27 protein-coding genes and 3 pseudogenes are annotated in these 21,638 nt (G+C 56.6%); 17 read left to right on the top strand and 13 right to left on the bottom strand.

Translation table 11 applies throughout. The features are described from left to right. The first annotated feature begins 203 nt into the window (after window positions 1-203). The 10 genes and pseudogenes from HBOR_RS03355 (at window position 204) to HBOR_RS03320 (ending at window position 7,956) form a co-directional block, all read left to right on the top strand. Window positions 204-443, top strand: a complete 240-nt coding sequence (locus HBOR_RS03355) for a hypothetical protein (RefSeq protein WP_006055137.1) — start codon at window positions 204-206, stop codon at window positions 441-443. A 637-nt stretch (window positions 444-1,080) separates the two neighbouring features. Continuing rightward, window positions 1,081-1,887 carry a hypothetical protein gene (locus HBOR_RS19635; protein WP_144018699.1) on the top strand — a complete coding sequence of 269 codons (807 nt, stop codon included), beginning with the start codon at window positions 1,081-1,083 and terminating at the stop codon, window positions 1,885-1,887. Window positions 1,888-2,027: 140 nt separating this feature from the next. Beyond that, window positions 2,028-2,440: pseudogene (locus HBOR_RS20255) on the top strand (IS6 family transposase); the annotation flags it as partial. A gap of 102 nt (window positions 2,441-2,542) precedes the next feature. Then, window positions 2,543-3,222 (top strand): annotated as a pseudogene (locus tag HBOR_RS03350) (IS6 family transposase). 282 nt (window positions 3,223-3,504) lie between these two features. Continuing rightward, the gene (locus HBOR_RS03345; RefSeq protein WP_049890436.1) at window positions 3,505-4,251 is read left to right on the top strand and encodes a hypothetical protein; all 747 of its coding nucleotides are present in this window, start codon (window positions 3,505-3,507) and stop codon (window positions 4,249-4,251) included. Further along, the gene (locus HBOR_RS03340; protein WP_006055140.1) at window positions 4,251-4,871 is read left to right on the top strand and encodes a hypothetical protein; all 621 of its coding nucleotides are present in this window, start codon (window positions 4,251-4,253) and stop codon (window positions 4,869-4,871) included. Before HBOR_RS03345 ends, HBOR_RS03340 begins: the two co-directional genes overlap by 1 nt. A gap of 36 nt (window positions 4,872-4,907) precedes the next feature. Next, a complete protein-coding gene (locus tag HBOR_RS03335; RefSeq protein ID WP_241432351.1) occupies window positions 4,908-5,327 on the top strand; it encodes a hypothetical protein in 420 nt (139 codons plus the stop codon). Window positions 5,328-6,085: 758 nt separating this feature from the next. After that, window positions 6,086-6,490 carry a VOC family protein gene (locus tag HBOR_RS03330; RefSeq protein ID WP_006055142.1) on the top strand — a complete coding sequence of 135 codons (405 nt, stop codon included), beginning with the start codon at window positions 6,086-6,088 and terminating at the stop codon, window positions 6,488-6,490. A 40-nt stretch (window positions 6,491-6,530) separates the two neighbouring features. Beyond that, window positions 6,531-7,472: a glutathione S-transferase family protein gene (locus HBOR_RS03325; RefSeq protein ID WP_006055143.1), complete on the top strand. Its 942-nt coding sequence runs from the start codon at window positions 6,531-6,533 to the stop codon at window positions 7,470-7,472. Between the two features lie 97 nt (window positions 7,473-7,569). After that, complete coding sequence (locus tag HBOR_RS03320; RefSeq protein WP_006055144.1) at window positions 7,570-7,956, top strand: winged helix-turn-helix transcriptional regulator; 387 nt, start codon at window positions 7,570-7,572, stop codon at window positions 7,954-7,956. An 8-nt stretch (window positions 7,957-7,964) separates the two neighbouring features. Here HBOR_RS03320 and HBOR_RS03315 read toward each other — a convergent pair whose 3' ends face one another. From HBOR_RS03315 to HBOR_RS03305, 3 genes are all read right to left on the bottom strand, one after another. Next, window positions 7,965-8,312, bottom strand: a complete 348-nt coding sequence (locus HBOR_RS03315; protein WP_006055145.1) for a carboxymuconolactone decarboxylase family protein — start codon at window positions 8,310-8,312, stop codon at window positions 7,965-7,967. Between the two features lie 36 nt (window positions 8,313-8,348). Next, the gene (locus tag HBOR_RS03310; protein WP_006055146.1) at window positions 8,349-8,756 is read right to left on the bottom strand and encodes a DoxX family membrane protein; all 408 of its coding nucleotides are present in this window, start codon (window positions 8,754-8,756) and stop codon (window positions 8,349-8,351) included. Window positions 8,757-9,025: 269 nt separating this feature from the next. Further along, window positions 9,026-9,496 (bottom strand): hypothetical protein, encoded by a 471-nt coding sequence (locus tag HBOR_RS03305; RefSeq protein ID WP_006055147.1) that lies wholly within the window; start codon window positions 9,494-9,496, stop codon window positions 9,026-9,028. Window positions 9,497-9,601: 105 nt separating this feature from the next. Between HBOR_RS03305 and HBOR_RS03300 the strand changes: the two genes are divergently transcribed. The 3 genes from HBOR_RS03300 (at window position 9,602) to HBOR_RS03290 (ending at window position 11,239) form a co-directional block, all read left to right on the top strand. Beyond that, window positions 9,602-10,441, top strand: a complete 840-nt coding sequence (locus tag HBOR_RS03300) for an ion transporter (protein ID WP_006055148.1) — start codon at window positions 9,602-9,604, stop codon at window positions 10,439-10,441. Window positions 10,442-10,525: 84 nt separating this feature from the next. Further along, a complete protein-coding gene (locus HBOR_RS03295; RefSeq protein WP_006055149.1) occupies window positions 10,526-10,900 on the top strand; it encodes an SPW repeat domain-containing protein in 375 nt (124 codons plus the stop codon). Between the two features lie 87 nt (window positions 10,901-10,987). Further along, a complete protein-coding gene (locus HBOR_RS03290) occupies window positions 10,988-11,239 on the top strand; it encodes a hypothetical protein (protein ID WP_006055150.1) in 252 nt (83 codons plus the stop codon). Between the two features lie 93 nt (window positions 11,240-11,332). Here HBOR_RS03290 and HBOR_RS19880 read toward each other — a convergent pair whose 3' ends face one another. Further along, complete coding sequence (locus tag HBOR_RS19880; RefSeq protein WP_006055151.1) at window positions 11,333-11,503, bottom strand: hypothetical protein; 171 nt, start codon at window positions 11,501-11,503, stop codon at window positions 11,333-11,335. A 98-nt stretch (window positions 11,504-11,601) separates the two neighbouring features. Here HBOR_RS19880 and HBOR_RS03285 point away from each other — a divergent pair, with 98 nt between their 5' ends. Further along, window positions 11,602-12,015 carry a DCC1-like thiol-disulfide oxidoreductase family protein gene (locus HBOR_RS03285; RefSeq protein WP_013440477.1) on the top strand — a complete coding sequence of 138 codons (414 nt, stop codon included), beginning with the start codon at window positions 11,602-11,604 and terminating at the stop codon, window positions 12,013-12,015. Between the two features lie 26 nt (window positions 12,016-12,041). Here HBOR_RS03285 and HBOR_RS03280 read toward each other — a convergent pair whose 3' ends face one another. After that, complete coding sequence (locus HBOR_RS03280) at window positions 12,042-12,776, bottom strand: lipase maturation factor family protein (protein ID WP_006055153.1); 735 nt, start codon at window positions 12,774-12,776, stop codon at window positions 12,042-12,044. Window positions 12,777-12,840: 64 nt separating this feature from the next. On the opposite strand from HBOR_RS03280, the gene HBOR_RS03275 reads away from it, so the two are divergent. From HBOR_RS03275 to HBOR_RS03265, 3 genes are all read left to right on the top strand, one after another. Beyond that, window positions 12,841-13,551: a fumarylacetoacetate hydrolase family protein gene (locus tag HBOR_RS03275; RefSeq protein ID WP_006055154.1), complete on the top strand. Its 711-nt coding sequence runs from the start codon at window positions 12,841-12,843 to the stop codon at window positions 13,549-13,551. 108 nt (window positions 13,552-13,659) lie between these two features. Then, window positions 13,660-14,475, top strand: coding sequence for a hypothetical protein (locus HBOR_RS03270; protein WP_006055155.1), 816 nt, complete (start codon window positions 13,660-13,662; stop codon window positions 14,473-14,475). Window positions 14,476-14,670: 195 nt separating this feature from the next. Further along, window positions 14,671-15,486, top strand: coding sequence for a hypothetical protein (locus tag HBOR_RS03265; protein ID WP_006055156.1), 816 nt, complete (start codon window positions 14,671-14,673; stop codon window positions 15,484-15,486). A gap of 144 nt (window positions 15,487-15,630) precedes the next feature. Here the strand turns inward: HBOR_RS03265 and HBOR_RS03260 are convergent. The 8 genes and pseudogenes from HBOR_RS03260 to HBOR_RS03230 all read right to left on the bottom strand — a co-directional run. Continuing rightward, a pseudogene (locus HBOR_RS03260) lies at window positions 15,631-16,017 on the bottom strand (pyridoxamine 5'-phosphate oxidase family protein); the annotation flags it as partial. 48 nt (window positions 16,018-16,065) lie between these two features. Further along, complete coding sequence (locus tag HBOR_RS03255) at window positions 16,066-18,477, bottom strand: methyl-accepting chemotaxis protein (protein WP_168114806.1); 2,412 nt, start codon at window positions 18,475-18,477, stop codon at window positions 16,066-16,068. 164 nt (window positions 18,478-18,641) lie between these two features. Next, window positions 18,642-18,896, bottom strand: coding sequence for a hypothetical protein (locus tag HBOR_RS03250; protein ID WP_241432352.1), 255 nt, complete (start codon window positions 18,894-18,896; stop codon window positions 18,642-18,644). A 135-nt stretch (window positions 18,897-19,031) separates the two neighbouring features. After that, on the bottom strand, window positions 19,032-19,439 hold the full coding sequence (msrB, locus tag HBOR_RS03245) for a peptide-methionine (R)-S-oxide reductase MsrB (protein WP_006055161.1): 408 nt from the start codon (window positions 19,437-19,439) through the stop codon (window positions 19,032-19,034). A gap of 113 nt (window positions 19,440-19,552) precedes the next feature. Next, on the bottom strand, window positions 19,553-19,966 hold the full coding sequence (locus HBOR_RS03240) for a hypothetical protein (RefSeq protein ID WP_006055162.1): 414 nt from the start codon (window positions 19,964-19,966) through the stop codon (window positions 19,553-19,555). Window positions 19,967-19,969: 3 nt separating this feature from the next. After that, window positions 19,970-20,674, bottom strand: a complete 705-nt coding sequence (locus tag HBOR_RS03235) for an RAD55 family ATPase (protein ID WP_006055163.1) — start codon at window positions 20,672-20,674, stop codon at window positions 19,970-19,972. 63 nt (window positions 20,675-20,737) lie between these two features. Further along, the gene (locus HBOR_RS19875) at window positions 20,738-20,905 is read right to left on the bottom strand and encodes a hypothetical protein (protein ID WP_006055164.1); all 168 of its coding nucleotides are present in this window, start codon (window positions 20,903-20,905) and stop codon (window positions 20,738-20,740) included. A gap of 27 nt (window positions 20,906-20,932) precedes the next feature. Next, window positions 20,933-21,637: an HAD family hydrolase gene (locus tag HBOR_RS03230; RefSeq protein ID WP_006055165.1), complete on the bottom strand. Its 705-nt coding sequence runs from the start codon at window positions 21,635-21,637 to the stop codon at window positions 20,933-20,935. Window position 21,638 lies beyond the last annotated feature (1 nt).

The raw sequence follows: 21,638 nt of genomic DNA, 5'->3' as shown, positions 1-21,638 counted from the left end.
TGGGGCTACTTCTCCCAAGAACAACTTCAGAAGGCAATCGCGTACAGAACCGATATTGAAACGGATGAACCCTATCCTGACGGCGGAGAACTACTTGACAAAGAGCTAACCCCGTTCTACGAACCCGAGCTTGAAAGGAGTCAAAACTACAAACCCGACGAAACGAGGACGAGAGGTGAGAACCACCGATTTCAGACGCAGATATGCCCATTCACGAAAGGGAGTACCAACAGCTCAAAGCCGCATACATAGAGGCAGAAACACTCTACAACAACACTAGTCCTGAAGACCGATTATTCGTCACACAGGACGACGGGAAGACCCAGTACGAGATCTTCGATTACTTCCCTCACGTCCACTACGAAATGGCACTCGAAGGCTACGAACGAATCCTGAGTCGTCCTCGGTTGAACGATATCGACGAATTGTTCGAACAGTGGTGAACGGCTCTGTTGAAATCCTCAGTAGTTGATACAAACTGTGTGCTGAATATAGAGCGCCTATTAAGCAGCTGTGAGTTAGTCGGTATGGGGGCGTCAGCAGTGATTTTGCCGCAGATATAACTGGCATTCAACAGTTGGAACCACGGATGAGTTCTTATGCCAATTCGGCTCTGTTGAAATCCTCTTCCCATCTGGCGATTTGCCGAGGAGCTAGTTTCCATCTGGATCCGTGAAAACTAGTGGGAAGAGCGTCTCTTCCCAATATCAACACTGAGTCGGCCCATATTCTCCCCACCTCTCACAGACCACGAGCGACAGCGAGTGGTCCGAGAGGTGGTGGAGATTTCACCCGGTGAAGATTCGAACGCCCGAGCGATAGCGAGGGAAGTTCGAATCTGAGCCGTTCCCGCGAACGGGGTGAGTGGGTGCTTGTGACGAGCGGAGTGAGTCACAGTGGTCCATTTCTACCCCAATTCTACGACCACGAGCGACTGTTCTACTGGATGCGTGCTGTCTTAGTGGTCAACATCGGTAGCTGAGGGCTTGCTCACGATTCTAAGTCAAACGTGAAACTGTGGATGGAAAAACACACTTTGAACAGTAGTTTTTTATGTTTCCTACCATATGTTTCTATACCTTGAATGAACACCTCGAATCAATAAAAGACCCCGAATATACTGGGAAAAACCGCTGTACTCCCTGTACTCTACTCAATATTTCCATTACGATCACAATCTCGGCTGTACTTTGGTTTGTCGGTCCGTTGATTGCGATCTTGTTTGCGGTTCTCGGTGCGGCCAGGGTCTGGCAGAAAGGATATTTAGTCCCCAAAACCCCTGGACTCACGAAGAAATATCTCCCAACATCATTTCTCAGGCGCTTCCACAGTGGAGCTATCGTATCCGATGACTCGACTGCGAGAAGTGGTGGAACTATGGGCTCTCCATCTGCGAGTTTTGAAGACCTTTTAACGGAGCATGATGTCGTTGAGCCTTGTAGTGATTCTGCTGACCTGTGTTTGACCGCGGAGGCAGAGCAATTGTGGCGCGATACCCTTTCGAATACGAACGAGTTGTCCAGTGAACTTCTAAGGAAGCTATATCCAATCGTTGAAGGGGAATATCAGGTTTCCAACACTGGGGGGACCGTGTATGTCACCACTGGAGACACAGTCATAGCACACTGGATCTCTGAATCGGCGATGCTCGCAGATCTAACTGGAGCTTCAGTTCTTGAGAGGCTTCTCCCCATGTGGAATGATATTCCTAAGGACCAAAAGGGGCAGCTTCTAATCTCTCTGCGGCCATTCGTTCCTCAATGCCCGAGATCTGGTGAAGCAGTTGAAGTGTCTGAAAAAATTGTTGAATCCTGTTGTTCCTATTCACGAGAACTTGTTCTCAAATGTACAATCTCTGGCGATATTATTTGTCGGATCACCACATAGGGGGATGTCAGGCCCCAAATATTTTGAAATTTCAGGCACTGTCTAGTTAGCCAGTTTGAGAAATGAGTAGGTCATTGATTAAATTGATCATGGCGCTCGCAGATCTCTCAGGCAGTGCTTTGCGGCGGGTTTATTAGAAGATCTGGAGTGTGGGGTGGGCAACAACATTCGTTTGGACGTTTGCCGTCCAGTTTCACGCGACCGAATTTCAGTTAGAGAAACAATACAAATTGTCCGCCCCCTCGGAGTTGAACGCTCTCATCAGGCAGTTTGGCGCTAGGTACATTGGCGCTGGCGGCGATCACAACTGCCTGAGGCGAAGCCAAAGCGGGTTGTTGCTAACGAGACCGCTGTCAAAATCATGTCGGGTGGCCTTGGGTAGCGAATACAGTAGACACTGAAAAAGCTGATTCTCGACGTCGAATTGTTTGGACGACATGATACTGATTCGGTTGCTGCATTTCTCCATCGACTCTCGGAAGAACAGGAGTTCTCTGACTCTGTGTTTCTTGTTGATGGCTACGACTACCAGACTAATATCTATCGATTAGAATAGAGCGATCAGCTTGACTACGTTGAGCGAAATCTCATCGAGAGGCACTGTCTAGTTAAGCCAGTTTGAGGAACGAGCAGGTCGTTGAGTGAGTTTGGGAAGATGCTCGCAGACCTGCTCAGCGAATGCTTTGCGACGGATTTAGAAGAAACTTGGGAGCGTGAGCGGACGGCGACGTTCACGAGAGCAGAGCTCTCGTGCAGCCCATCAGAACGCGAAGCGTTCTGAGGACGCCCGTCAGGGTGTTCGCCGTCCAGCTCCACGCGACCGGGTGTTCACTTAGAGAGACAAAAGAAATTCTTCGAATACTCGGCGTTGAACGCTCTCATCAAGCTTTTTGGCAGTGGGTACATCGACTGGCTGACAGCGGTCACACCCCGCCTGAGGCGAAGCCGAAGCGGGTTGCGGTCGACGAGACCGCTGTCAAAATCAATGGCGAATGGTCTTGGTTGTACGCTGCAATAGACATCGAGACGAAGCTGATTCTCGATGTCGAATTGTTTGGACGACATGGTACCGATCCAGCTGCTGCGTTTCTCCATCGACTTTCCGAGAAACATGATCTCTCAGATACTGTGTTTCTGGTTGATGGCTACGGCCATCAGACTGCCCTCTCTCGATTAGGATTGAGCGGTCTGCTTGACTACGTCGAGCGAAACCTCATCGAAAAGTGGTTTCATATCCTTAAAATGCGAGTTGAGCGCTTCCATAATTCGTGGGTGGGCAGTCACGGAAGCGTCCACGGGTGGATCATACAATTTGCGCAATACTATGATTTTTAGAGACTGCATCAAGCGCTCAACGGACGAACGCCGGTTGAGGAGGTCACTAACTAGACAGTGCCCATCGGGATGTGGTTTCAAACTATTAAGACATTGATGACTTCCAGGATCGATGGGTAGGAAGCCACGCGAGTATCCACGAGCAGTTCATACAATTTGCGCAATACTATGACGACCAACGAACGTGACAACCAGTTGAATGGTGGGTCCTAGTCGGGGCCACTAACGAGATAATGACAATCAAAAAGAAATATAAACCAGGCACCATGTTTTGAGATGCGGATGGAAAATAGAAAGACAAAATTTAGCCGAAGGCAAGTCCTCGCTGGCACCTCAGGTATAGCAGCGGTAGGATTGCTAGGCAGCGTAGAAGCGAAGGCCGCAGAGACGAAGATTAGCAAGTCTCAGGCACCACTCGTTGAGGTGTCTGTGGAAAGTGTGGGTGTGACCGCGAAGGAGCAGGTGGTGAGTCAAAGTATCGCTTGGCCCTCGCATCACATCACATTCCCTAAGTCGAAAAATAAGGCTCATGTGTACACTACTGAGTCGAATCTGGCAGCTGATCTCTCACCTCAATCGACGATCGTGTCGACGCCTGATGGAATCAAGACCACAAAGAGTGATGAGGTCAGCCTATCGAGAACGTACGTTGACGGCAGCGCGGCCGGTTCCGGCGCGTCAATTAGCCGGTCACCTCCAGTCCCGATTTCAGTTGTAGGTGGTGGGAAGAAAACTGTCTCGATTGGTAACCGGTCTGTTGAACTAACGCCACACTCCACTGAACAACTGGAAGTCACCCATAAGGTACCTTCTGGGGAGGCAACCGTCAATTACGAAATCAGCTACCATGGGAACTGTAAGGTCTACTCCAGTTCTGAAGGAATTCTCATACCAATCACTGAGGAATCGACACGGCTAATCAATAAGGTCCAGAAATCTACGTCACAAGTTGAAGGAAGTGCAAGATTCGACAAAATGTCTGTTGAAATTCACAAGAACAGAAATGCATACCTCGTGAGGGTAGAATAATGAGTATTTCCACTGTCGCGGCGATCCTGCCAACCCATCAGTTCAAGCAGAACGAGAGTTCGTCACTGTTGAACAACCGGGCCGACGCCATTTCCAACGCATGGGAGACAGACATTGAGGATTCCAGCGGAGACTATTCATTGAGAACTCACACTCATTGGGATAAACCAGTCTCAATTTCGAGTGACGATGCAGGTACGGCCCGTCAAGAGGCTGCTGAGTATGTCCACAACAACTATTCCTTCTCGAGTAAATATGATTCCATACTGGTCATCCATGATGAAAAATGGAATGACAACGTCACAGGGATGGCACCTATACCACCCACTGATGGCGACAGTGACGAAATCGCTGCTGGCAATAATCCTCAGCCAGTCGCCATTGCTACAACTGGGACTCTCATAGCTGCGGCTGACACTCATGAGATGGGACACATGTACTCTGCAAGACACTCCGATCACGAAAACTGGGGCGTCGCAGAGTTTACTGTAATGGGTAACCCCAGTTCCACGACCTGTAACGGGAATGACCATACCTTCAGGACTCGAAAAAACCGATTCTCGGATTGTGACATCACGCCTATTCGAGACTATATGGACAATCATTCAGACCTGTTTTGACAAAAGGTATATATAATTCCCCACACATTTTTACCTATGGGAAGACGTGATAAAATTCGGAGGCGGCGTGTGATTCATGTGATTGGTGCTCTTTCCATCCCTGTTCTTGCTGGATGTCTATCTAATAATTCCAGAACTCCGACGGTTTTACTGGTGAATCAAACGACGAGCCCAATCACAGTCCAACTAACCATTACGAACGTCGCATCAGATGCAGAGGTCTATTCCGAGTCGGTTTCTGTCGATTATGACGAAGAGCTTGCCAACCGGGTCACTACTATTGAAGGGGTCATTGAGGAGCCTGGGGAACATCTCATATCTGTGGAGCTGAAAGATGACAATTCTGACGAGTATGTGTGGGATGTACCGGGCAACCAAGGCCAACCGGATGGTGCTGTGGGTCTGGATATAACCGTCTATGAGGACCGTATCGAGTTCACGGAAACTGCCGCTTGATTGAGGTCTTAGGCATGGATTCACCGGTTCCGTATCCCCTCACTCAAGCACGTTGGGTGCCTGCCGGACGAGAAGCTTTCTGACGTCAGATTCATCTCCGTCAGAAGCTGACGACCCCCACAAGAGTGTGTCTGCGATGCGATGCAGGCTACCAACAACGTTATGACACTCATTTCACATTTTTTCGTATGGATAGGCGGTCTCTGATTAAAGCCCTCCCGCTCGGTGTGATTTCACTCCTGTCTGGGTGTAGCGGTCATCCGCTTCCACCCCCACGGGGGACGGTAGTCGGTGATAGTTACTGGTTCGAGTGCCGAGGCCGACCATTCTGGTCCCGTTTCAGACCAAATAAACCCAAGAAATCCAATTTCAGGGAGTTGTGTAGCATCTTGACTATATAGTCGTCCGGTGGTTGATTTTCATAGGATTTCAGTGAGCCGAGGGAGGCCTGAATGATTATTATCGATCGATGGTGTCGCACAATTGTTCTCACGCGTCTGTCTCGACTGCGACCATTCGGCCATATTTCCATACACGGACCGAGATGACGAGATAACATCCGCGCTCTGTGCTCTCCAAGGAGAGTGGATTCATTTATGGATGTACTGGGAATTACAGATACTGTAGGCGTTTTCGCCATTTGCCGCCTGCGGAACCGTTTCGCTCCTCTCGTTCCGGGGTGGTTAGCCGAGTGTGACCTAATCAGACCCGGATTGCCTGAACTATATTTGACAGACCTTCTATATCTAATACGAAAGATGAACGCACTACAAATTGACCACGTTCACCTCCGAATTCCGGAGGACGAGATCGAGCACGCAATCGAATTCTATCAAGGCCACCTCGGGTTCCCGCTCGAAGGGTTCGACGAGTACGAAGCGGGTGAGACACCGATTTTCCACTTCCGGCTCACAGAAGACACGATCATCCACATCAGACCGACCGACGAGTTCGTCCACCCCGAACGGGAGAACTTCGATCACCTCGCAATCATCCTGGACGAGGATATCAAAGACGTCAAGCAGGAACTCGAGGACGCGGGCGTCATTATCGAGCGAGAAGGGACGCCCTACGGTGCGACTGGTGAAGCCCCAGCAATCTACGTTCGAGATCCGTTCGGCTATCTTCTCGAACTCAAAGAGCCCGTCGCGGAGACAGCCTAATCGACGCACGCACACGACCACCAACTACAGTTCAGCATATATGGGACGCCTCATCGACGGCCACTGGAAGACGACTGACGAATTGACCGAGAACGACCAGAATCGAAGTGACGATGGGTTCCGGGAGCGGATCTCCCCGGACTCTCGATATCCCCCGGAGTCGGGGCGCTATCACCTGTACATCGCCCGCGCCTGTCCATGGGCACACGGAGCTGCCCTCGTCCGGAAACTGCTCGGGCTTGAGGACGTCATCTCACTGGACATCGTCGACCCCTACCGTGGGGCCGGTGGCTGGCAGTTCACCCCTGACAAACCCGGCTGTACGCCGGATTCCATCCACGATTCGGACTTCCTCCACGAAGTCTACACAGCAGCCGATCCGGAGTATTCTGGCGGCGTCACCACGCCAGTCCTCTGGGATCGTGAGAACGGGACGATCGTCAACAACGAGTCCATCGAGATCATGCAGATGCTCGCGACGGCGTTCGCTGACCACAGCGACGAGTACGACCTCTATCCGGCGGGCAAGCGTGACCGCATCGACGCGGTCGTCGAAAAGCTGCACGAACCGATCCTCCAAGGCGCGTATACCGCCGGCTTCGCGGAGTCGCAGGACACCTACGAGAGAGCAGTCGAGACCATGTTCGACGCCCTCAACCATTGGGAGGGCGTGCTCGGTGACCAGCGCTTCCTCGTCGGGGACTCGCTCACCATCGCCGATCTCCGACTGTTCCCCGCGCTGGTCCGATTCGACCCCGTCTACTACACGCACTTCAAATGTAACATCCGACGACTCGTCGACTATCCCAACCTTTGGGGGTACACGCGCGACATTTACCAACACGACGGCGTCTCAGAGACGGTTACTCTCGACCACATCAAGAAGCACTACTACCGGAGTCATACGGATATCAACCCGACCGGATTCGTGCCAGTCGGCCCGGATATTGACTTCACGGCCCCCCATAGTCGGACAGAATAAGATTCAGTTCGTCCAGAAAAACCCGCCGTATCTTAGGTGAGCGTGTCACGTCTTTTCAAGACAAATTCTTACATTATTGGGTTCCCGTATTGCTGGTATGGTTCCAGCGCCCGACGAGAAGATCGATGACAACCTACGAGAGGTTCGGGAACTCACGCCGAACGCGTGTGCAGGCGTCCAGTCACTGGATCAGTTCGGCACCAAGTGGCGGCTTCGGATTCTCTACAACCTGTTCGATGGCGACCACCGATTTAACGAGCTGAAACGAGCCTCTGGCGCGAGTTCGTACACACTCTCGCGGGTGCTTGAATCACTCGAGGAAGACGCAATCGTCGACCGCCGTGTCGAGGAAGGGCCGCCCGTCGAGACCCACTACAGCCTGACTGAGAAGGGTGCAGCACTCAAGCCAGTGTTCGACGCAATCGACGAATGGAATGCAGAGTGGGTGGGCGAGAATGGCGAAGAATGCCACAGAAACGCATGACGTGTGAGTTACTCCGTGAGAGCGTGGGCAGCGACTGCGAGTTTCCCGAGGCCTCCTTGATTGGCGATTACCTTCACCGTCTCGGCGAGTTCCTGCTCGGAAACGCCCTGTGAACGGGCAACAGCAGCGAGATCCTTCACGCCGTTCGTATTGCCATCGGCGGCATCGAGTGCGAGCGTGATGAGTGTCTTCGTCTGTGCGGACAGCGCGTCATCTGTTCCAGCGTTTCGTGCGATTGCAGCGACGTGATCTGCGAAGTCTGGGTCGTGAGCCCGAAGTTTCGTCAGGAACTCCGGCTCAGCGTCGGAGTCTGCGAACAATCCAGCGAATGCCTCAGTTGAATCGTCTGTGGTCATCGTATGATGGGTGGAGTAGGGTGGTTCTGACGTGGGTTACGGGGCGTACGGCCACGTTGCGCTACCGATGACGAGTACGATCAGAGCACTCCCCAGCAACGCAAAGTTGACTAGGAATTGCGTTTTCTCTTGGCTTCGCTCGTCTGGGTCATCGATCCGCCAGAATGCGTGCATCGCGGGCGTGACGCCGGCGAAAAATGCAATGACTCCGACGCTCGCGATCATCGGGTACACGCCGAGGAGGATCCCAAGTCCGCCGAGGATCAGTAGTACGAACGACACTGGGACGGCGAGACCAGCGAAGGGAATGCCCGTCGACCGAGCGTACTCGATTTTGTTCTCGGCATCAAGCATGTTACTGACACCCAGATACGCAAGGACACCACCGAGCAACACTCGACCGATGAGAAAGAGTTCGGCAGCAGGGGACGTTTCGACCACCATCAGTTCGACACCTTGGACGAGCCGTTCGTTCGGCTTCGGTTATCAGTGATGTTCATCACTACACCCGAACATTTGTCTCCCGAAGATATGTAGTTTATCTTATATGTGTGTGATCAGGTTTGGCTCGGATAACCACCTTGAATTGGAGTTACCGAATCAGATGTGTTTCTGGTGGTTCAGTACCGTGCAAGCCTACTATAGTCCGAGCGACTTGATGCAGTCCAGATACTCCTCCCTAACTCCAGCTCTATCGACCCGCGTGTAGAAGTCTATCGTCTCGTTCTCCGCATCCTCACGGATGTACTGGAGGATGTGCTGCTTCTCCCCTGGTTCCGCATCAGCGTCGTGAACACAGTCCCGACGGTGTGTGGCGTGAACTTCTTGTGGAATCGGTCTTCGCTGTCCTCCAGGATGCTCTCCTTGACTGCCGCTTCACGTACGGCACACTGAATCACCGTCTTCGTCAAGCGGTCGTCGCGGATACCCACGAATAGGTCGTCCAGGTCCGTGTCCCGGCGAATCAGCCTGAATCGCTTGATCGTCCGAATCGTCACTGAGTCCCTGCGCTGCTGTTTCGCCACCGCCAGTCGGTCCTCCAACTTCTCGATTTTCTTCTTGAGTCGCTGGACTTCCTGGTCGCTGCTCTGGGGCGCAAGGAAACCTTCCGCCCTGGTCGCCCGGGCTTCTTGGATCAGTTCGTGCAGGTACTTGCTAGTATTCTTATAATTTTTCTCGTCCACTCCTTGTTGCCGAATCAGCGACTCAGAGAACACAGTTCCCGAGACGAGTCACCGTAACGAACTGAAGCCGGTAAGATTCAGTATCGTCCGCCGTCCGATACGAGTATGGGCAGTCACGCGCCGTCTGGGACGGACGACTTCCGCGAGCAGGTTCGGTTCTATCTGTTGGACCACCGGACGGCAGTCGGGAAAGCTATCGACGTGACGCTGTTGGCACTGAATCTAGTCTTCGTCGGCGTCTTCGTCGCACAGACGTATCCCGTTTCGTCCGCGACCGACGCGTGGTTGTGGCGCGCCGAAGTGGCTATCGCCTCCGTCTTTGTCGTCGAATACGTCCTCCGGTTGTACGGCTCGCGGAACCGTCTCCAAGAGTTCACGAACCCCTATACGGTCGTTGATCTGTTGTCGATCCTCCCAACGATTTCGGTGTTTCTGCTTCCCGTTCCCGCGGTGGTGCTGACCGTGGGCTTCTTGCGGGTCGCTCGAGTCGTCCGCGTCCTTCGGTTCTACCGGTTCACGCGAGACGAGGAGTTCTTCTTCGGCACGGTCTCGGTGGAGACGCTTCGGGTCATGAAACTGCTATTGACCGTGTTAGTCGTCTTCTTCGTTTCGGCGGGGCTGTTCTACAGCGCCGAGTTCCAAACGAACCCCGATGTGAACAACTTCGGAGACGCCTTCTACTACATGGTAATCACGCTCACGACGGTCGGATTCGGTGATATTATCCCGGTCACGAGCGCGGGGCGCTGGGTGACCGTCGCCAGCGTCCTCGCTGCGATTATCCTCGTCCCGTGGCAGGCGGGGAAAATCGTGCGAGAGTGGACGAACAGAGAGAAAGTCAACGTTACCTGTCCCAACTGCGGGCTCTCTCATCATGACCCCGATGCATCCCACTGCAAATCGTGTGGACACATCATCTATCAAGAGTACGATTCTCGGCAGTAGTCGCGAAAGATAGGACATCACCGAGAGTAACCACCACATATATCTGCGTGATAGCCCCTAGCATAATATGGAGGTGCTACCGGAATGGTAGACACATCTCAGTGGTTCAATAGCATCAGCGCACTGTTCGGTGCGTGGCTGTTCGCATCGGCGTTCGTGTTTGGCATGGGAGGCGCACAGTTCTGGAACAGTCTCATCATCGGTGCGGCGATTGCGCTCCTCGCAGGGTACGGTGCATACCGCACTCGTGAGACTGGAATGGGCAACACGTGGACCTCCGGTCTCGCAGGATTGCTCGGCGTGTGGATGATTGCAGCGCCGTTCGTGTACGGGGCGGCGACGACGGTAATGGCGAGTAGCGTCATCAGCGGCCTCGTCGTGGCGGTGCTGTCGGGCTACGAAGCCTACGAAGCGCGGATGGAGGCTCGTGCTGCGACCACGGAAGGGCCTCGGGCGTAGTGCCCGTTCCGTCTCGTTTTTGCGGCATTCACGGCAGCTAGCGGGTGAAAGACTTTTTTATGGACCTCCAATAGAGATGAGCGAAGCATGTCGAAGCCGTTCGCTGCGCTCTGGAATCTGTTCTGCGAACGTCCCGGTCGGACGGCAGCGCTTTCGGTTGCACCGGTTGTTCTCGCCAGCGCACAGGGCATAAACGCGCTTGTCCACGGCACACACTCACCGCTCGTCGCCGTATTCGTCATCGGGATGCTCGCCACTGCAATCGCCACCACGCGGCAATCACTCGCGTCGTTCCGAACCGAATCGCTGGAGCGGGACCTCTTCGAGGACATTCCCTAACTGCCGCACGCCCGTCATCCACACACCGTCAACCGACGCACTGTCAGCGCAGCGACCGGATACGACCCGCTAGCCGCCTCAAGTCTCGTCCTATCAGTATTCGATATTTCGCCAGATTCCGCCCGCCAGTCCGCCGACGCCGGCGACGACGAGGACGACGCCGAACGCCCACAGAAGCGACCCGCTATCGAGAAACGTCACAGTCCAGAGACCGGTGACCAACGTCACACCGCCCGCCACGAGTAACTTGACGAACTGCTCCATACACGAACTATTCGTTGCCGAGAGGAAACGTCACCGCTCACGCAGTCAGTCAAGAGATTGGCATGGAAGGTATGTGTCTTGCGCCCATCTGGCATAGTATGACCGACGCCGTACTCGTCTACGACGACGACTGCGGGTTCTGCACCTGGTGGGCCGACTTCCTCGAAGCTCGCTCGGACCTTCGAATCGTCGGGTTCTCTGCACTCGACCCATCGCTCCGTGATCGACTGCCGCCCGACTACGAGTCCTGTTCGCACCTCGTAACCGACGATGCCGTCTACTCGTGCGGTGCGTCCATCGAAGAGGCGATGCTCCGAACCGACCTTGGATCAGGCGCTCGACCTATCGTCAGGTCGCTCAGGAGCGTCGGACTCTATCGAGACGTTCGGGAGTGGGGGTACCGCCACGTTGCGCACAACCGGTCGTTGTGGGGGAAACTGCTCTCGAAACACCCCCCGGCGCGGGAAGCGGCGACGAGCGAAGACGAGGCGAAAGCCGACGACCCGTCGTAACTCCGATATTCCGCACTCACCCCGTCTTAGTCCCCGACTAGCGGGCTTCGAACCGCAGTTCGGCTTCCGGAGCGAATGTCGGACAACGAGACGGGATGGACGTACGTGCCGACGCGTTCGCGGACCCACCACTGCCCCGTCTCGGCTCGCTCCGCGGGCGTCGTGAACCGGTACCGATAGCGAAGCACTCGGATACGGTCCGGCGGATCGTCCGAAAAGGGGTTCCGCCGTAGCAGTGACAGCGTAGCCGTATCGCCTTCGAGCAGACGTTCGAGAAAGCGGATAACCCATCGCTGACGGGGGCCAGGCCGCGGTCGCATCGCGGCGAACCAGAGTTGCCAGTCCAATCGGAGGTGGTACGGTGCCCACTGCGATGGCCGTTCGCCCGTTCGTACGGGCTGGCCCGCGAACTCGTAGGCCGTCCAGTCGTCGTCGGTCGGAAACTCCGCATGGGTGCCTTCGACGACGAGTTGGTACCGGTCTCGCGTAATGGACCCGAACGCGCCGTAAGTGTTGACAAGGCTGAACGGGTCGAACGACGTGTTCATCACCTGTGAGGAAGAGAGCATGTTCCGTGCCGGGCGGATACTCAACCCGAGGACGAGCAGACCGACGAGGACCGAAATCGCTCGCAGCGGAACCGGCGTCGGCGCGGCCGTCGGGGCAGCAACTGGCAGAAGCGACGTAAGCACACCATCGCTGAACGTCGCAATCGCCTGCACGGCAGAGAGCGCATTCAGCCACGAGAAGTTGCCTGTCACCACTGACGGACTCCGGCGACAACGACCGAAAACCATAGTCCGGTACCCCGTGAACGGCTCGCACATGCGACTGGCACGAATCCGGACCGCCGACGGGGTACTGACGGGTGAATACGACGATGGGACGGTTGAGACGGACGATGGCGCGTACATCGTCGGCGACGATGCCGAGTTGCTTGCACCGTGCGAGCCGTCGGCGTGTTATTGCGTCGGCCGGAACTTCGCCGCGACCCTCGAACAGATGGAGTATGAGACGCCTGAGGTTCCGGACTGGTTCATCAAGCCGCCCGTGTCAGTCCATCCGCCCGACGAACCGGTCGAGTATCCCGCGTGGACGGAGGAACTCACCTACGCGGGCGAACTCGCCGCCGTGATCGACGAACGGTGTACCGACCTCGCTATCGACGAGGTTGACGATGCCGTGCGGGGCTACACCATTCTGAACGACCTCGACGCACTCGATCAAGCGGGACGAACAGCGCGAAAGGCGTTCGACGGATCGGCACCCCTCGGCCCGTGGATCGAGACAGACCTCGATCCCGAGGGCATCGACATGACGACTCACGTCGGCGGCGAACAACGTCAGGAGTCGAACACCGAGTTGATGCTGTTCTCGCCGCGAGAGATCATCTCGTTCCTCTCCGAACGGTACACGTTCCAACCGGGGGACGTCGTCTCGTTTGGGAGCCCCGCCAACCCCGGACTGGTCGAACCGGGCGAAGACGTAACCATCTGGTATGAAGGGATCGGGAAACTTCAAAACACCGTCAAGTAACGACATACACTCATCCTCCCTGACACGTGCTTAACTGTCCTGAACGATCACATGAGAGCGTAAACATGTAAGCATTTAATATATCGGAAGTACAGTATGTGTTCGCGGATGGGGTATCAAAGGGAACGATTCAATGGGAGTATAGACGTCCTTCATGAACGGGCAGTTCGGACGCCGTTACCCGACAAGGAGGCCGAACGCGAGTTTCATCAGAATATGATGCGCGTGGCGGATGGGCTAGACCGGAAAGCAGAGATGCTCGCGGATCCGGACGTCTCACTGTTGACGGCGTACGAACGTGAACTCGAAGCAATCGCGGAGAGCTACCGGAGTCGTCTCCAGCGCGTCGTGGGCGACGAATACGAATCGGTCGCACTCTCGTACGCTCGCGGCGAGCGGGATGATCCGTTTGCAGCCATTGCGGCGTACTATCTCGAAGGGCTCTGGCGGATGCAACAGCGAATCACTGTCTCGGAGATGTTGTTTTTCCCGATCATTCTCCGGTATCCGGACTGCTTCACGGTGAACATTCGATTCGCGGCCGGGCACACCACGTCGGAGTCGATTCGATACGAGTCGCCCGAGCATTTAGTTGAGGAACTAAACGACACGCACGACGAACTGTACACCAGCGAATGCCTGTACTCGCAAAAAGAGGCCGCCGAAGAGTTAGAGGCGTTCGCAGAGATAATCCGGGAGGAGTTCCCCGACCCCGACGAGGTTCCGTTCGAAGAGCGGAAAACCGGCGGTATCGTGAGTGCCGGAGGACGGAAGGGATCGGAGTTCTCCTCGATGCTCAAACGCGTCGAACCGGACGTAGACCGCTTCGAGGACATCATGACCGAAGCGACACTGGTCCAGGAAGGAGCTGAGGCAAAGCGGACCGAAGAGGAGTTGCTCCCCGAAGGAACGTTCGTCCTGTAACCGAGACGCTTCGACGCCTGCTCCCCACCGTTCCCCAGATTCTTCATTGTTCAGTACTGCCGGCATCGGCAGTGGATACTTCATGGCGGTCATCTGACCGCTGAATCGAACTGTTGGACTCGACGATGAACCGGTTCCGAGTTCGGTGGTTGGTTCAGAGAGGCTAAGAAGGTCCAAGACGAAGAGTGAGAAGACGTGTATCAACAACAGTCCTCCTCGGACGCCGACATCGACGTCCTCCAAGAAGGTGCATTGCGGATTCCACTCCCCGATGAGGAGGCCGAACTGGCGTTTCACCGAAACATGGCGAACGTGGCTGCTGCACAGGCACAGAAAGCTGAGATGCTTGACGACCCGCAGTCGTCGGTCGTCGAGGCATACGAACAACAACTAGAACAGATCAGTGAGAGCTATCGGACGTCGCTCGAAGGGTTTGCGGGCGATGAATACGAGACGCTGGCGAGAGCGTACGTCGCCGATGAACGAGACGACGGCCTTGCGGCGATGGCCGCCTATCTGTCCGAGGCAATCTGGCGATTGCAGCAGATGATCACTGTCTCGGAGATGAGCTTCTTTCCCGTCATCCTCCGCTATCCGCACTGCTGTGTCATAAATATCCGATTTGCGAGTACGCACGCAACGCGTAACGCTGTCCGGTACGAGTCACCCGAACATCTCGCTGAGGAACCCGACTCTACGTACGCCGAAACGTACTACCACGAGAGTATACTGTCACAGCAGCAAGCAGCCGAGAGTATCCGCTCGACAGCGTCGATACTCCGCGATGAGTTTCCGGACCCACGAACAACCGCGTTCGAAGACAGACGAACAGGTGGTGTCGTCTCCGCGTTTGGGAGACGAGGCTCGGAGTTCTCGTCTGCACTCGAACGCGTCGAACCGAACCCGGACCGATTCGAGGACGCAGGCGACGAGCCTGAACTCGTTAAACCGAGTCCGGTCGCCGAACAAACCGAGCAGACGTGGCTGCCGCGCGATGCGACGCTTCTCTGAGTGGATTGACGTGGAAGGGGTTGCTCCTCGAAGGCGAGAAGAAAGTCAGGGAGGATACCCCGGAGTAAGCGGCGAACGTGGGTTGTGCCGTAGAGTGTCGGATTCACGCCCGCCGTAAACGTCGGGACTCTCTCCTTGATTCAGGTAGGTGCGGTAACTCGCGGTCCCCACGTCGATACGGACGAGGACGTTTTCGGACCACGCGTCCTCTTCGGCCCCGTACTTCCGGTTTATTTTTCGCGTCGCCTCGCGCGTGGCTTCCTCGTCGTCGATCACTGTCGCCGTCCCAAGGAGTGAGACCATCCACTTTGCGTCGCCGTTTTCGTCCTTCTGAATCGAGAGCGCGACGCGAGGGTTCTCCCGCAGATTTCGCAGTTTCGTTCCGCTAGTGACGAGTTCGACGACACCATCCTCGTAACGGTACCAGACGGGTGCAGCGTGCGGGCGACCATTCCGACACGTCGCCACGTGCGCCATCAGCGGTTCGCTCGTCAGCAACCGTTCGATCTCGGTGGGGACGGGAGAGGCCATGGCGGATACTCGGACGGAAGCGACAAGTATCCTCTCGGCCACCGTCCCTCACTCGTCGTCAGATACTCGCCAAGACGGCCTGTTCAGGTTGTCACCGCCGTCTGACTGGACCGAGACGGCATCGGTTGACGAGTTCTCCGACCCGGTGTGTGCGGGAAGCGCCGACGGGTCGTTATCAGCCGGAACCGGGGACGATTCGTCCGCGACGACGACTGAGCCGGTCACGTCGAATCGGTCGAGTGCCTGCTGAAGCTCGTCCGCACGGTCGGCCAGGGAATCGACGCTGTCGGAGACAGCAACCAGCGAGGCGGTCTGTTGTTGGGCCGTGGCCGCGGCGTCTTCGGCGGCCGAACTCGTGCGGTCACTGATCTCGGAAACGTCCGCAACGACGCCGACGACTTCGGTCGCCGTCTCGGCTTGTCGTTCCGTGGCCGCGCGTATCTCTTGGACCGCCTCGGACGTCTGCTCTACGTCGTCCACGATGGTCTCGATGGCATCCATCGCCTCCGTGACCGTCTCGGACCCATCGACGACTCGTTCGCGGGTGCGTCGAATGTCGTCCGCGGTCGTCTCGGTCTGTTCGCGCACTCGGTCGATGGACGACTCGATATCCTCCGTCGCGGCCTGTGTCTCCGCTGCGAGCGATTTGACTTCCTCGGCGACGACGGCGAATCCTTCGCCAGCCTCGCCCGCACGGGCGGCCTCGATGGAGGCGTTGAGGGCGAGAATATTCGTCTGCTCTGCGATGCCGTCGATGAAGGAGACGACCGATTCGATGTCCTCGATAACGGATTCTAGTTCTTCGACGGTCGAGACGGTTTCTGCAGTGGCCTCGTCGATAACCTGAAGCTCGGCCACTGCGTCTTCGGCGGCCGCACGTCCGCGTTCGCCACGTTCAGCCGCGGCGTCGGCACGCTCCGCCACGTCCGCCGCCGAGGCGGACATCTGCTGGACTGTCGCCGAGAACTCGTTCATCCGGTCGGCGGCGTCCGTGAGGTGGTCGTCCTGTCGGACTGCGTCGTCTAAGATGTTCGTCATCGACTCGCTAACGTCCGCACTCGCATCTTTGACCGCTGCGACGTTTGCACTTGTCTGCGCACTCGCATCAGCCACACCCTCGCTGAACGACTGCGCGTCGCCGACGACAGCCGCGAGTTCGTCTACCATCCGATTGTATGCGTGGGCGACGTCAGCCATCGCTTTGTTCTCGTCGTCGGGATCCATCCGGCAGGTTAGATCTCCGTCAGCACACTGTTCCATGACTGCTCTGTAGTCTTCGGCAGTCGATTCGAGATGGTTGTTGAGGGCTTCCGCCTCGTGCAGACTTGTCCGCAGCGACGCGCGCATAGCATCGACCGCGTCGTAGAGACGGCCGAACTCGTCCTCACGGGACGACTCTAAGGGTTCCTCAAGATGACCGTCGGCCATCATCTCGGCCCGGTCGGTCAGGTGTGTCAGTGTCCGTGTCGTCCGACGACCGATGACGACGGCGGCGACGCCGAGTGCGCCGACGGCCGCGAGGACGGTCCACAGGAGACTTTGTCCGACGCCGTTACGGAGAGCGTACGCGCTTTGCGTCGGGACGCGCGTCCCGACAACCCAGTTCATGTCGTCGAGTGGCGCGTACGCGGCAACCGCGTCGTCGCCGCGGGAGAACTGTGCGGACGTACCGAGTGCGGCGTGTGAGACGTTTGTCGCTTCAGCGTCCGGCCCGGTAGAGACGACCGGGTCGCCCTCGACATCGTAGATGGTCGTCTCTCCCTCGGCCATCGTCTGATAGAACTGTCCGACTCGGTGAGTGAGGTTCACGGTCACGACGACGGCGTGTTCGGTGTTCGACGGCACGGCGCTGATGAACGCGAGGGCTTTGCCATCGGCGACCGGAGACTCGTACGGCGTCTTCGAGACGTGGACAACGCTCGCGTCGTTCGTCTTCGAGTCGATTGCCGTACGGTTCTCCGCCCACGGAAGCCCCATCTCGGCCGCGTTCTCCCCTTTCATCTCACGGGCAGTACTGGAAACGACGTCCCCTGAGGCGACGCGGACGTAGTGAATCGCAACAACATCCGAGGAGAGATCATTCGCCTGACTGAACAGGTAGAGGTCAATCTTCCGTTCTTGTCCGAGTTGAAACTCCTTGGCCTGCGAGAGCGCCCGCGTCTGTGCGGATTTGCTCGCGAGCCACTCGTCCATGCCGTCAGCCTGTAACTCGGCTGTAGACGTAACCTGCGTTTCAACCTGTGAATCCAGCGACTCCGTTACCTGCGTGTACGAGACGGCCCCGACAGATCCCATAACGAGCATGGCGACGAGCATCGCCGCGGCGAACTTCCACGCGTAGCGGCGACGAACGGCTTTCGGAACGAGTGACGCGACGACCGAGCGCGAAAGATAACTTCGAATGTTCCGGAACGTATCCTGAATAGCACCGAACCGAAGCCGAGACCAGATACTTGCCATCGAGCCAACATCACTTCTCATCAATGATAAAGTGTCGTAATATATAGGTTATTGAGTGAATAGTACTCGAACAGTACATCGAATAGACCGACTTATTTCGGGGTTTCTAAACCCCTGTCAGATTCAGGGGAGGAGTATACAAGAGTATCACAGGAGATACTGGCTCAGATTCGAGCGAGGATGAGAAGCTCAGCGATGACGATAGAACAGGATCCGAGGACGACGAGGGTGCCGCCGAGAAGGAGCGACCCACGGTCGAGATTCACCCCGGAAGTGACAAGCGACTCCGGGGTGGCAGCGTTGAAGAACGCTTCGGCAGGGTATGCAATTCCCGTCACAATGCCGATCAGGCCGAGAAAAAAGAGGAGATACACCGAAAGAGAGGCGCTGCGGCGCTGGCGGCTGACAGGTCGATTCATACGCCGACCAGGTCACCGCCGGAAAAGAGTATGAGCCGCGTATTACGCGGAAGGAAGCGCGTTACGCCGCGTTACCGTGTATCTAAGTTTCTCGACGGTGCTCGAACACGAGCGATCGGTCACTCGGTGGTGTGCTCACTCATCGGGGTCGAACTCCAAGGCGACAGAGTTGATACAGTACCGCTTCCCCGTCGGCTCCGGACCGTCGTCGAACACGTGTCCGAGATGTCCGCCGCAGTTCTCACATAGCACTTCGATACGGCGCATTCCGTGGCGAGTGTCCGTCTCCGTCTCGATGGCGTCGTCGTGAGCGGCGAAAAACGACGGCCATCCGCATCCCGAGTCGAACTTCGTCTCGGCATCGAACAGTTCGGCTCCGCACCCGGTACACAGATACGCACCGTCCTCGTCTCGGTCTACGTGGTCTCCGCTGAATCTTGGTTCGGTCCCGCGCTCGCGGAGAATGTGATACTCCTCCTCGGAAAGTCGCTCGCGCCACTCCTCATCGGTCGTCGGAACGTCTTCGGAACGCCGTTCGGACATAGACCGTACTAGGCACCCGACACGCAAGAACTCACGGTCCCGCAAGAACTCACGGTCCCGCAAGAACTCACGGTCCCGTACTAATCCCGTACAGCTCCCGTCTACGTTCCGTCTCAGTCCTCGCGGCGAAGGAACTTCGGCAGTTTGAGTCGTTCGAGGTCGTCCACGTCAAGATCCAGCATCGACGCGCGTTCGACGGCACCGGGGAGTTCGTTCGGCGTCTCGTCAACATCGATGTCTCCGACAGAGGGGTCCACATCGATCCCCTTCGCCTCGATGAGGTTCTCCCACGCCGCCTCGTCGGACTCGTACTCCGCCCTGTGATCCCGAATCGCGTTTCGTCCCTCGTTGTACGCTAGATCGAGGACACTCCGCTGATAGGCGGTGTTAGCGATACGCAGGATGCGCGTCCGCTCATCGTCGTACGTGTGTCCCAATTCAGTGGAGATACCCAGTGCGTACATGCGGCGGAGTGCTTCTTCGGCACTGAGAGAGTCCCAATCGAGGTCGAAGGCGCGTTCGTACATCGTTCAGAATTCCACGTGATCCATCGGATCGACGACCAATCCCTCGTCGGTGAAGTTCAGCGAGCGAATGTCACAGTCGATATCCGTCCCGCGCATCTTGACCACTTGGATACCACGGGTCATCCCCGTTGCTTCGAGATAATTGTGGAAAAAGATAACGCCGTGCGCGAGGAAGTGTTCGTCGGAGTACGAACTCGGGTCCGTCATCTCGGAGATGAGAAGCGTCGTCGCATCACCCTGTTTCAGCGCGGTCAAAAACCGCGTCATCTCCTGATCGTCACCTGTGAACAGTAACTGAAGGAGCATCGTCGAATCGATGACGAGACGGTCCACCTTCCGCGAGTTCACGAAAGCGACGATTTTGTCGGTGAGACTCTGGACACCTGAGGAACCCCCACCACCAGAGAACTGGTTCAGCACGTGCTTGCCTTTCTGACTGGCAAGGTTGATGAACCGGAACTGGTCCGACTCCGTGAGCGTCTCGAACCCGAAGTCATAGCTCGACATGTCGTTGACGAGTTCCTCTCGGCTCTCGTGCATCGTGATATACATACAGTTCTCCCCGTTTCGGAGTCCCTCAGCGACGTACTGGGTGGTGAACGTCGTCTTCCCACTACCCGGAGGTCCTGAAAGGACGTAGAGTCGGCCGGGGAGGAACCCACCTTGGATGAGATGGTCGAATCCACTTACCCCACTCGGAATCCGCATACCGCTACTCTCCGTATTGTGGCTTATAACCGTTCCGGGGGAGTGTGTCACTCAGAGAACAACTCACGGGCAGTCTACGGCATCGATACGGGCAATTTCGTCCGCATTACGTTCGAGGTTCATCGGGCGTCGAGATTCACGCGGCGATGCGACGCAGAACGTACCTTCGGAATGACAGCAAAGCCGTTCGCGCGCACCCGCGCTGACGAGTGCATCGCCGACGACAGTCATCCCGTCTTTGAGGGGCCGAATCCGCCATCAACGCTTCCCCTCGGTTCCCCCATCCGCCGCGGCGTCAGCGACCGGCACGCCGTCGATAGCGTGGATATCGTACAGCGTCTCGATTTCGTACGTCGGCGACGCATCCAGTTCGGTGTCCGAACGGTGCGGACGGCGGATGAACGCGGAGTCGATGCCGGCGCGGTGGGCCGCCAGCACGTCCGTCTCGCTGTCGCCGACGAACAGGGCCGTCTCGGCGTCCAGGTCGGCCATCGCGCGTTCGAGGTAGTGTGGTTCCGGTTTCTTTCGCCGAAGGCTCTCTATCGTCGGTTCGCGGCCGTACGCTGTCGCAAACAGATGCGAGAAATCGTGATGGTCGAGAACGGCGTCGATAGTCTCCTGTTGGTTCGTGCTGACGATGCCGCGTGGAGCGCGGATGTGTTCAAGCGCCGCCACGTCGTCGTAGCACGACAGTCGGCCGTCACGCATCTCGGAGATTTGGGCGTCGGCCGCCGCGCCGTCGCGTGCCGCCCAAAACGCGTCGGGGTCGAGACTGTACACCTCACTCACTTCGCGTACGTCGGCAGGCGTCACGCCGAGCATCATCTGTTCGACGTGTTCTGCCGCGGGATCGGTCACGCCGACGGCCTCAAACGCCGCGCGCGACGCCTCTCGAAGCACCGCAAGGGGAGACAATCGCACGAGGACGCCATCGTTGTCGAAGATGACCGCATCGTACTGCATG

It is taken from the genome of Halogeometricum borinquense DSM 11551, from assembly GCF_000172995.2.
GTDB classification, from domain to species: Archaea; Halobacteriota; Halobacteria; order Halobacteriales; family Haloferacaceae; genus Halogeometricum; species Halogeometricum borinquense.
This window is presented reverse-complemented; position numbering and strand designations above follow the sequence as displayed.

Excerpts from the sequence above, each read along its gene's own strand:
- HBOR_RS03355 (WP_006055137.1), top strand. The coding sequence starts at position 204 with ATGCCCATTCACGAAAGGGAGTACCAACAGCTCAAAGCCGCATACATA.
- HBOR_RS03345 (WP_049890436.1), top strand. The coding sequence starts at position 3,505 with ATGGAAAATAGAAAGACAAAATTTAGCCGAAGGCAAGTCCTCGCTGGC.
- HBOR_RS03340 (WP_006055140.1), top strand. The coding sequence starts at position 4,251 with ATGAGTATTTCCACTGTCGCGGCGATCCTGCCAACCCATCAGTTCAAG.
- HBOR_RS03335 (WP_241432351.1), top strand. The coding sequence starts at position 4,908 with ATGGGAAGACGTGATAAAATTCGGAGGCGGCGTGTGATTCATGTGATT.
- HBOR_RS03330 (WP_006055142.1), top strand. The coding sequence starts at position 6,086 with ATGAACGCACTACAAATTGACCACGTTCACCTCCGAATTCCGGAGGAC.
- HBOR_RS03325 (WP_006055143.1), top strand. The coding sequence starts at position 6,531 with ATGGGACGCCTCATCGACGGCCACTGGAAGACGACTGACGAATTGACC.
- HBOR_RS03320 (WP_006055144.1), top strand. The coding sequence starts at position 7,570 with ATGGTTCCAGCGCCCGACGAGAAGATCGATGACAACCTACGAGAGGTT.
- HBOR_RS03315 (WP_006055145.1), bottom strand. The coding sequence starts at position 8,312 with ATGACCACAGACGATTCAACTGAGGCATTCGCTGGATTGTTCGCAGAC.
- HBOR_RS03310 (WP_006055146.1), bottom strand. The coding sequence starts at position 8,756 with ATGGTGGTCGAAACGTCCCCTGCTGCCGAACTCTTTCTCATCGGTCGA.
- HBOR_RS03300 (WP_006055148.1), top strand. The coding sequence starts at position 9,602 with ATGGGCAGTCACGCGCCGTCTGGGACGGACGACTTCCGCGAGCAGGTT.
- HBOR_RS03295 (WP_006055149.1), top strand. The coding sequence starts at position 10,526 with ATGGTAGACACATCTCAGTGGTTCAATAGCATCAGCGCACTGTTCGGT.
- HBOR_RS03290 (WP_006055150.1), top strand. The coding sequence starts at position 10,988 with ATGTCGAAGCCGTTCGCTGCGCTCTGGAATCTGTTCTGCGAACGTCCC.
- HBOR_RS19880 (WP_006055151.1), bottom strand. The coding sequence starts at position 11,503 with ATGGAGCAGTTCGTCAAGTTACTCGTGGCGGGCGGTGTGACGTTGGTC.
- HBOR_RS03285 (WP_013440477.1), top strand. The coding sequence starts at position 11,602 with ATGACCGACGCCGTACTCGTCTACGACGACGACTGCGGGTTCTGCACC.
- HBOR_RS03275 (WP_006055154.1), top strand. The coding sequence starts at position 12,841 with ATGCGACTGGCACGAATCCGGACCGCCGACGGGGTACTGACGGGTGAA.
- HBOR_RS03270 (WP_006055155.1), top strand. The coding sequence starts at position 13,660 with ATGGGGTATCAAAGGGAACGATTCAATGGGAGTATAGACGTCCTTCAT.
- HBOR_RS03255 (WP_168114806.1), bottom strand. The coding sequence starts at position 18,477 with ATGGCAAGTATCTGGTCTCGGCTTCGGTTCGGTGCTATTCAGGATACG.
- HBOR_RS03250 (WP_241432352.1), bottom strand. The coding sequence starts at position 18,896 with ATGAATCGACCTGTCAGCCGCCAGCGCCGCAGCGCCTCTCTTTCGGTG.
- msrB (WP_006055161.1), bottom strand. The coding sequence starts at position 19,439 with ATGTCCGAACGGCGTTCCGAAGACGTTCCGACGACCGATGAGGAGTGG.
- HBOR_RS03240 (WP_006055162.1), bottom strand. The coding sequence starts at position 19,966 with ATGTACGAACGCGCCTTCGACCTCGATTGGGACTCTCTCAGTGCCGAA.
- HBOR_RS03235 (WP_006055163.1), bottom strand. The coding sequence starts at position 20,674 with ATGCGGATTCCGAGTGGGGTAAGTGGATTCGACCATCTCATCCAAGGT.
- HBOR_RS19875 (WP_006055164.1), bottom strand. The coding sequence starts at position 20,905 with ATGACTGTCGTCGGCGATGCACTCGTCAGCGCGGGTGCGCGCGAACGG.
- HBOR_RS03230 (WP_006055165.1), bottom strand. The coding sequence starts at position 21,637 with ATGCAGTACGATGCGGTCATCTTCGACAACGATGGCGTCCTCGTGCGA.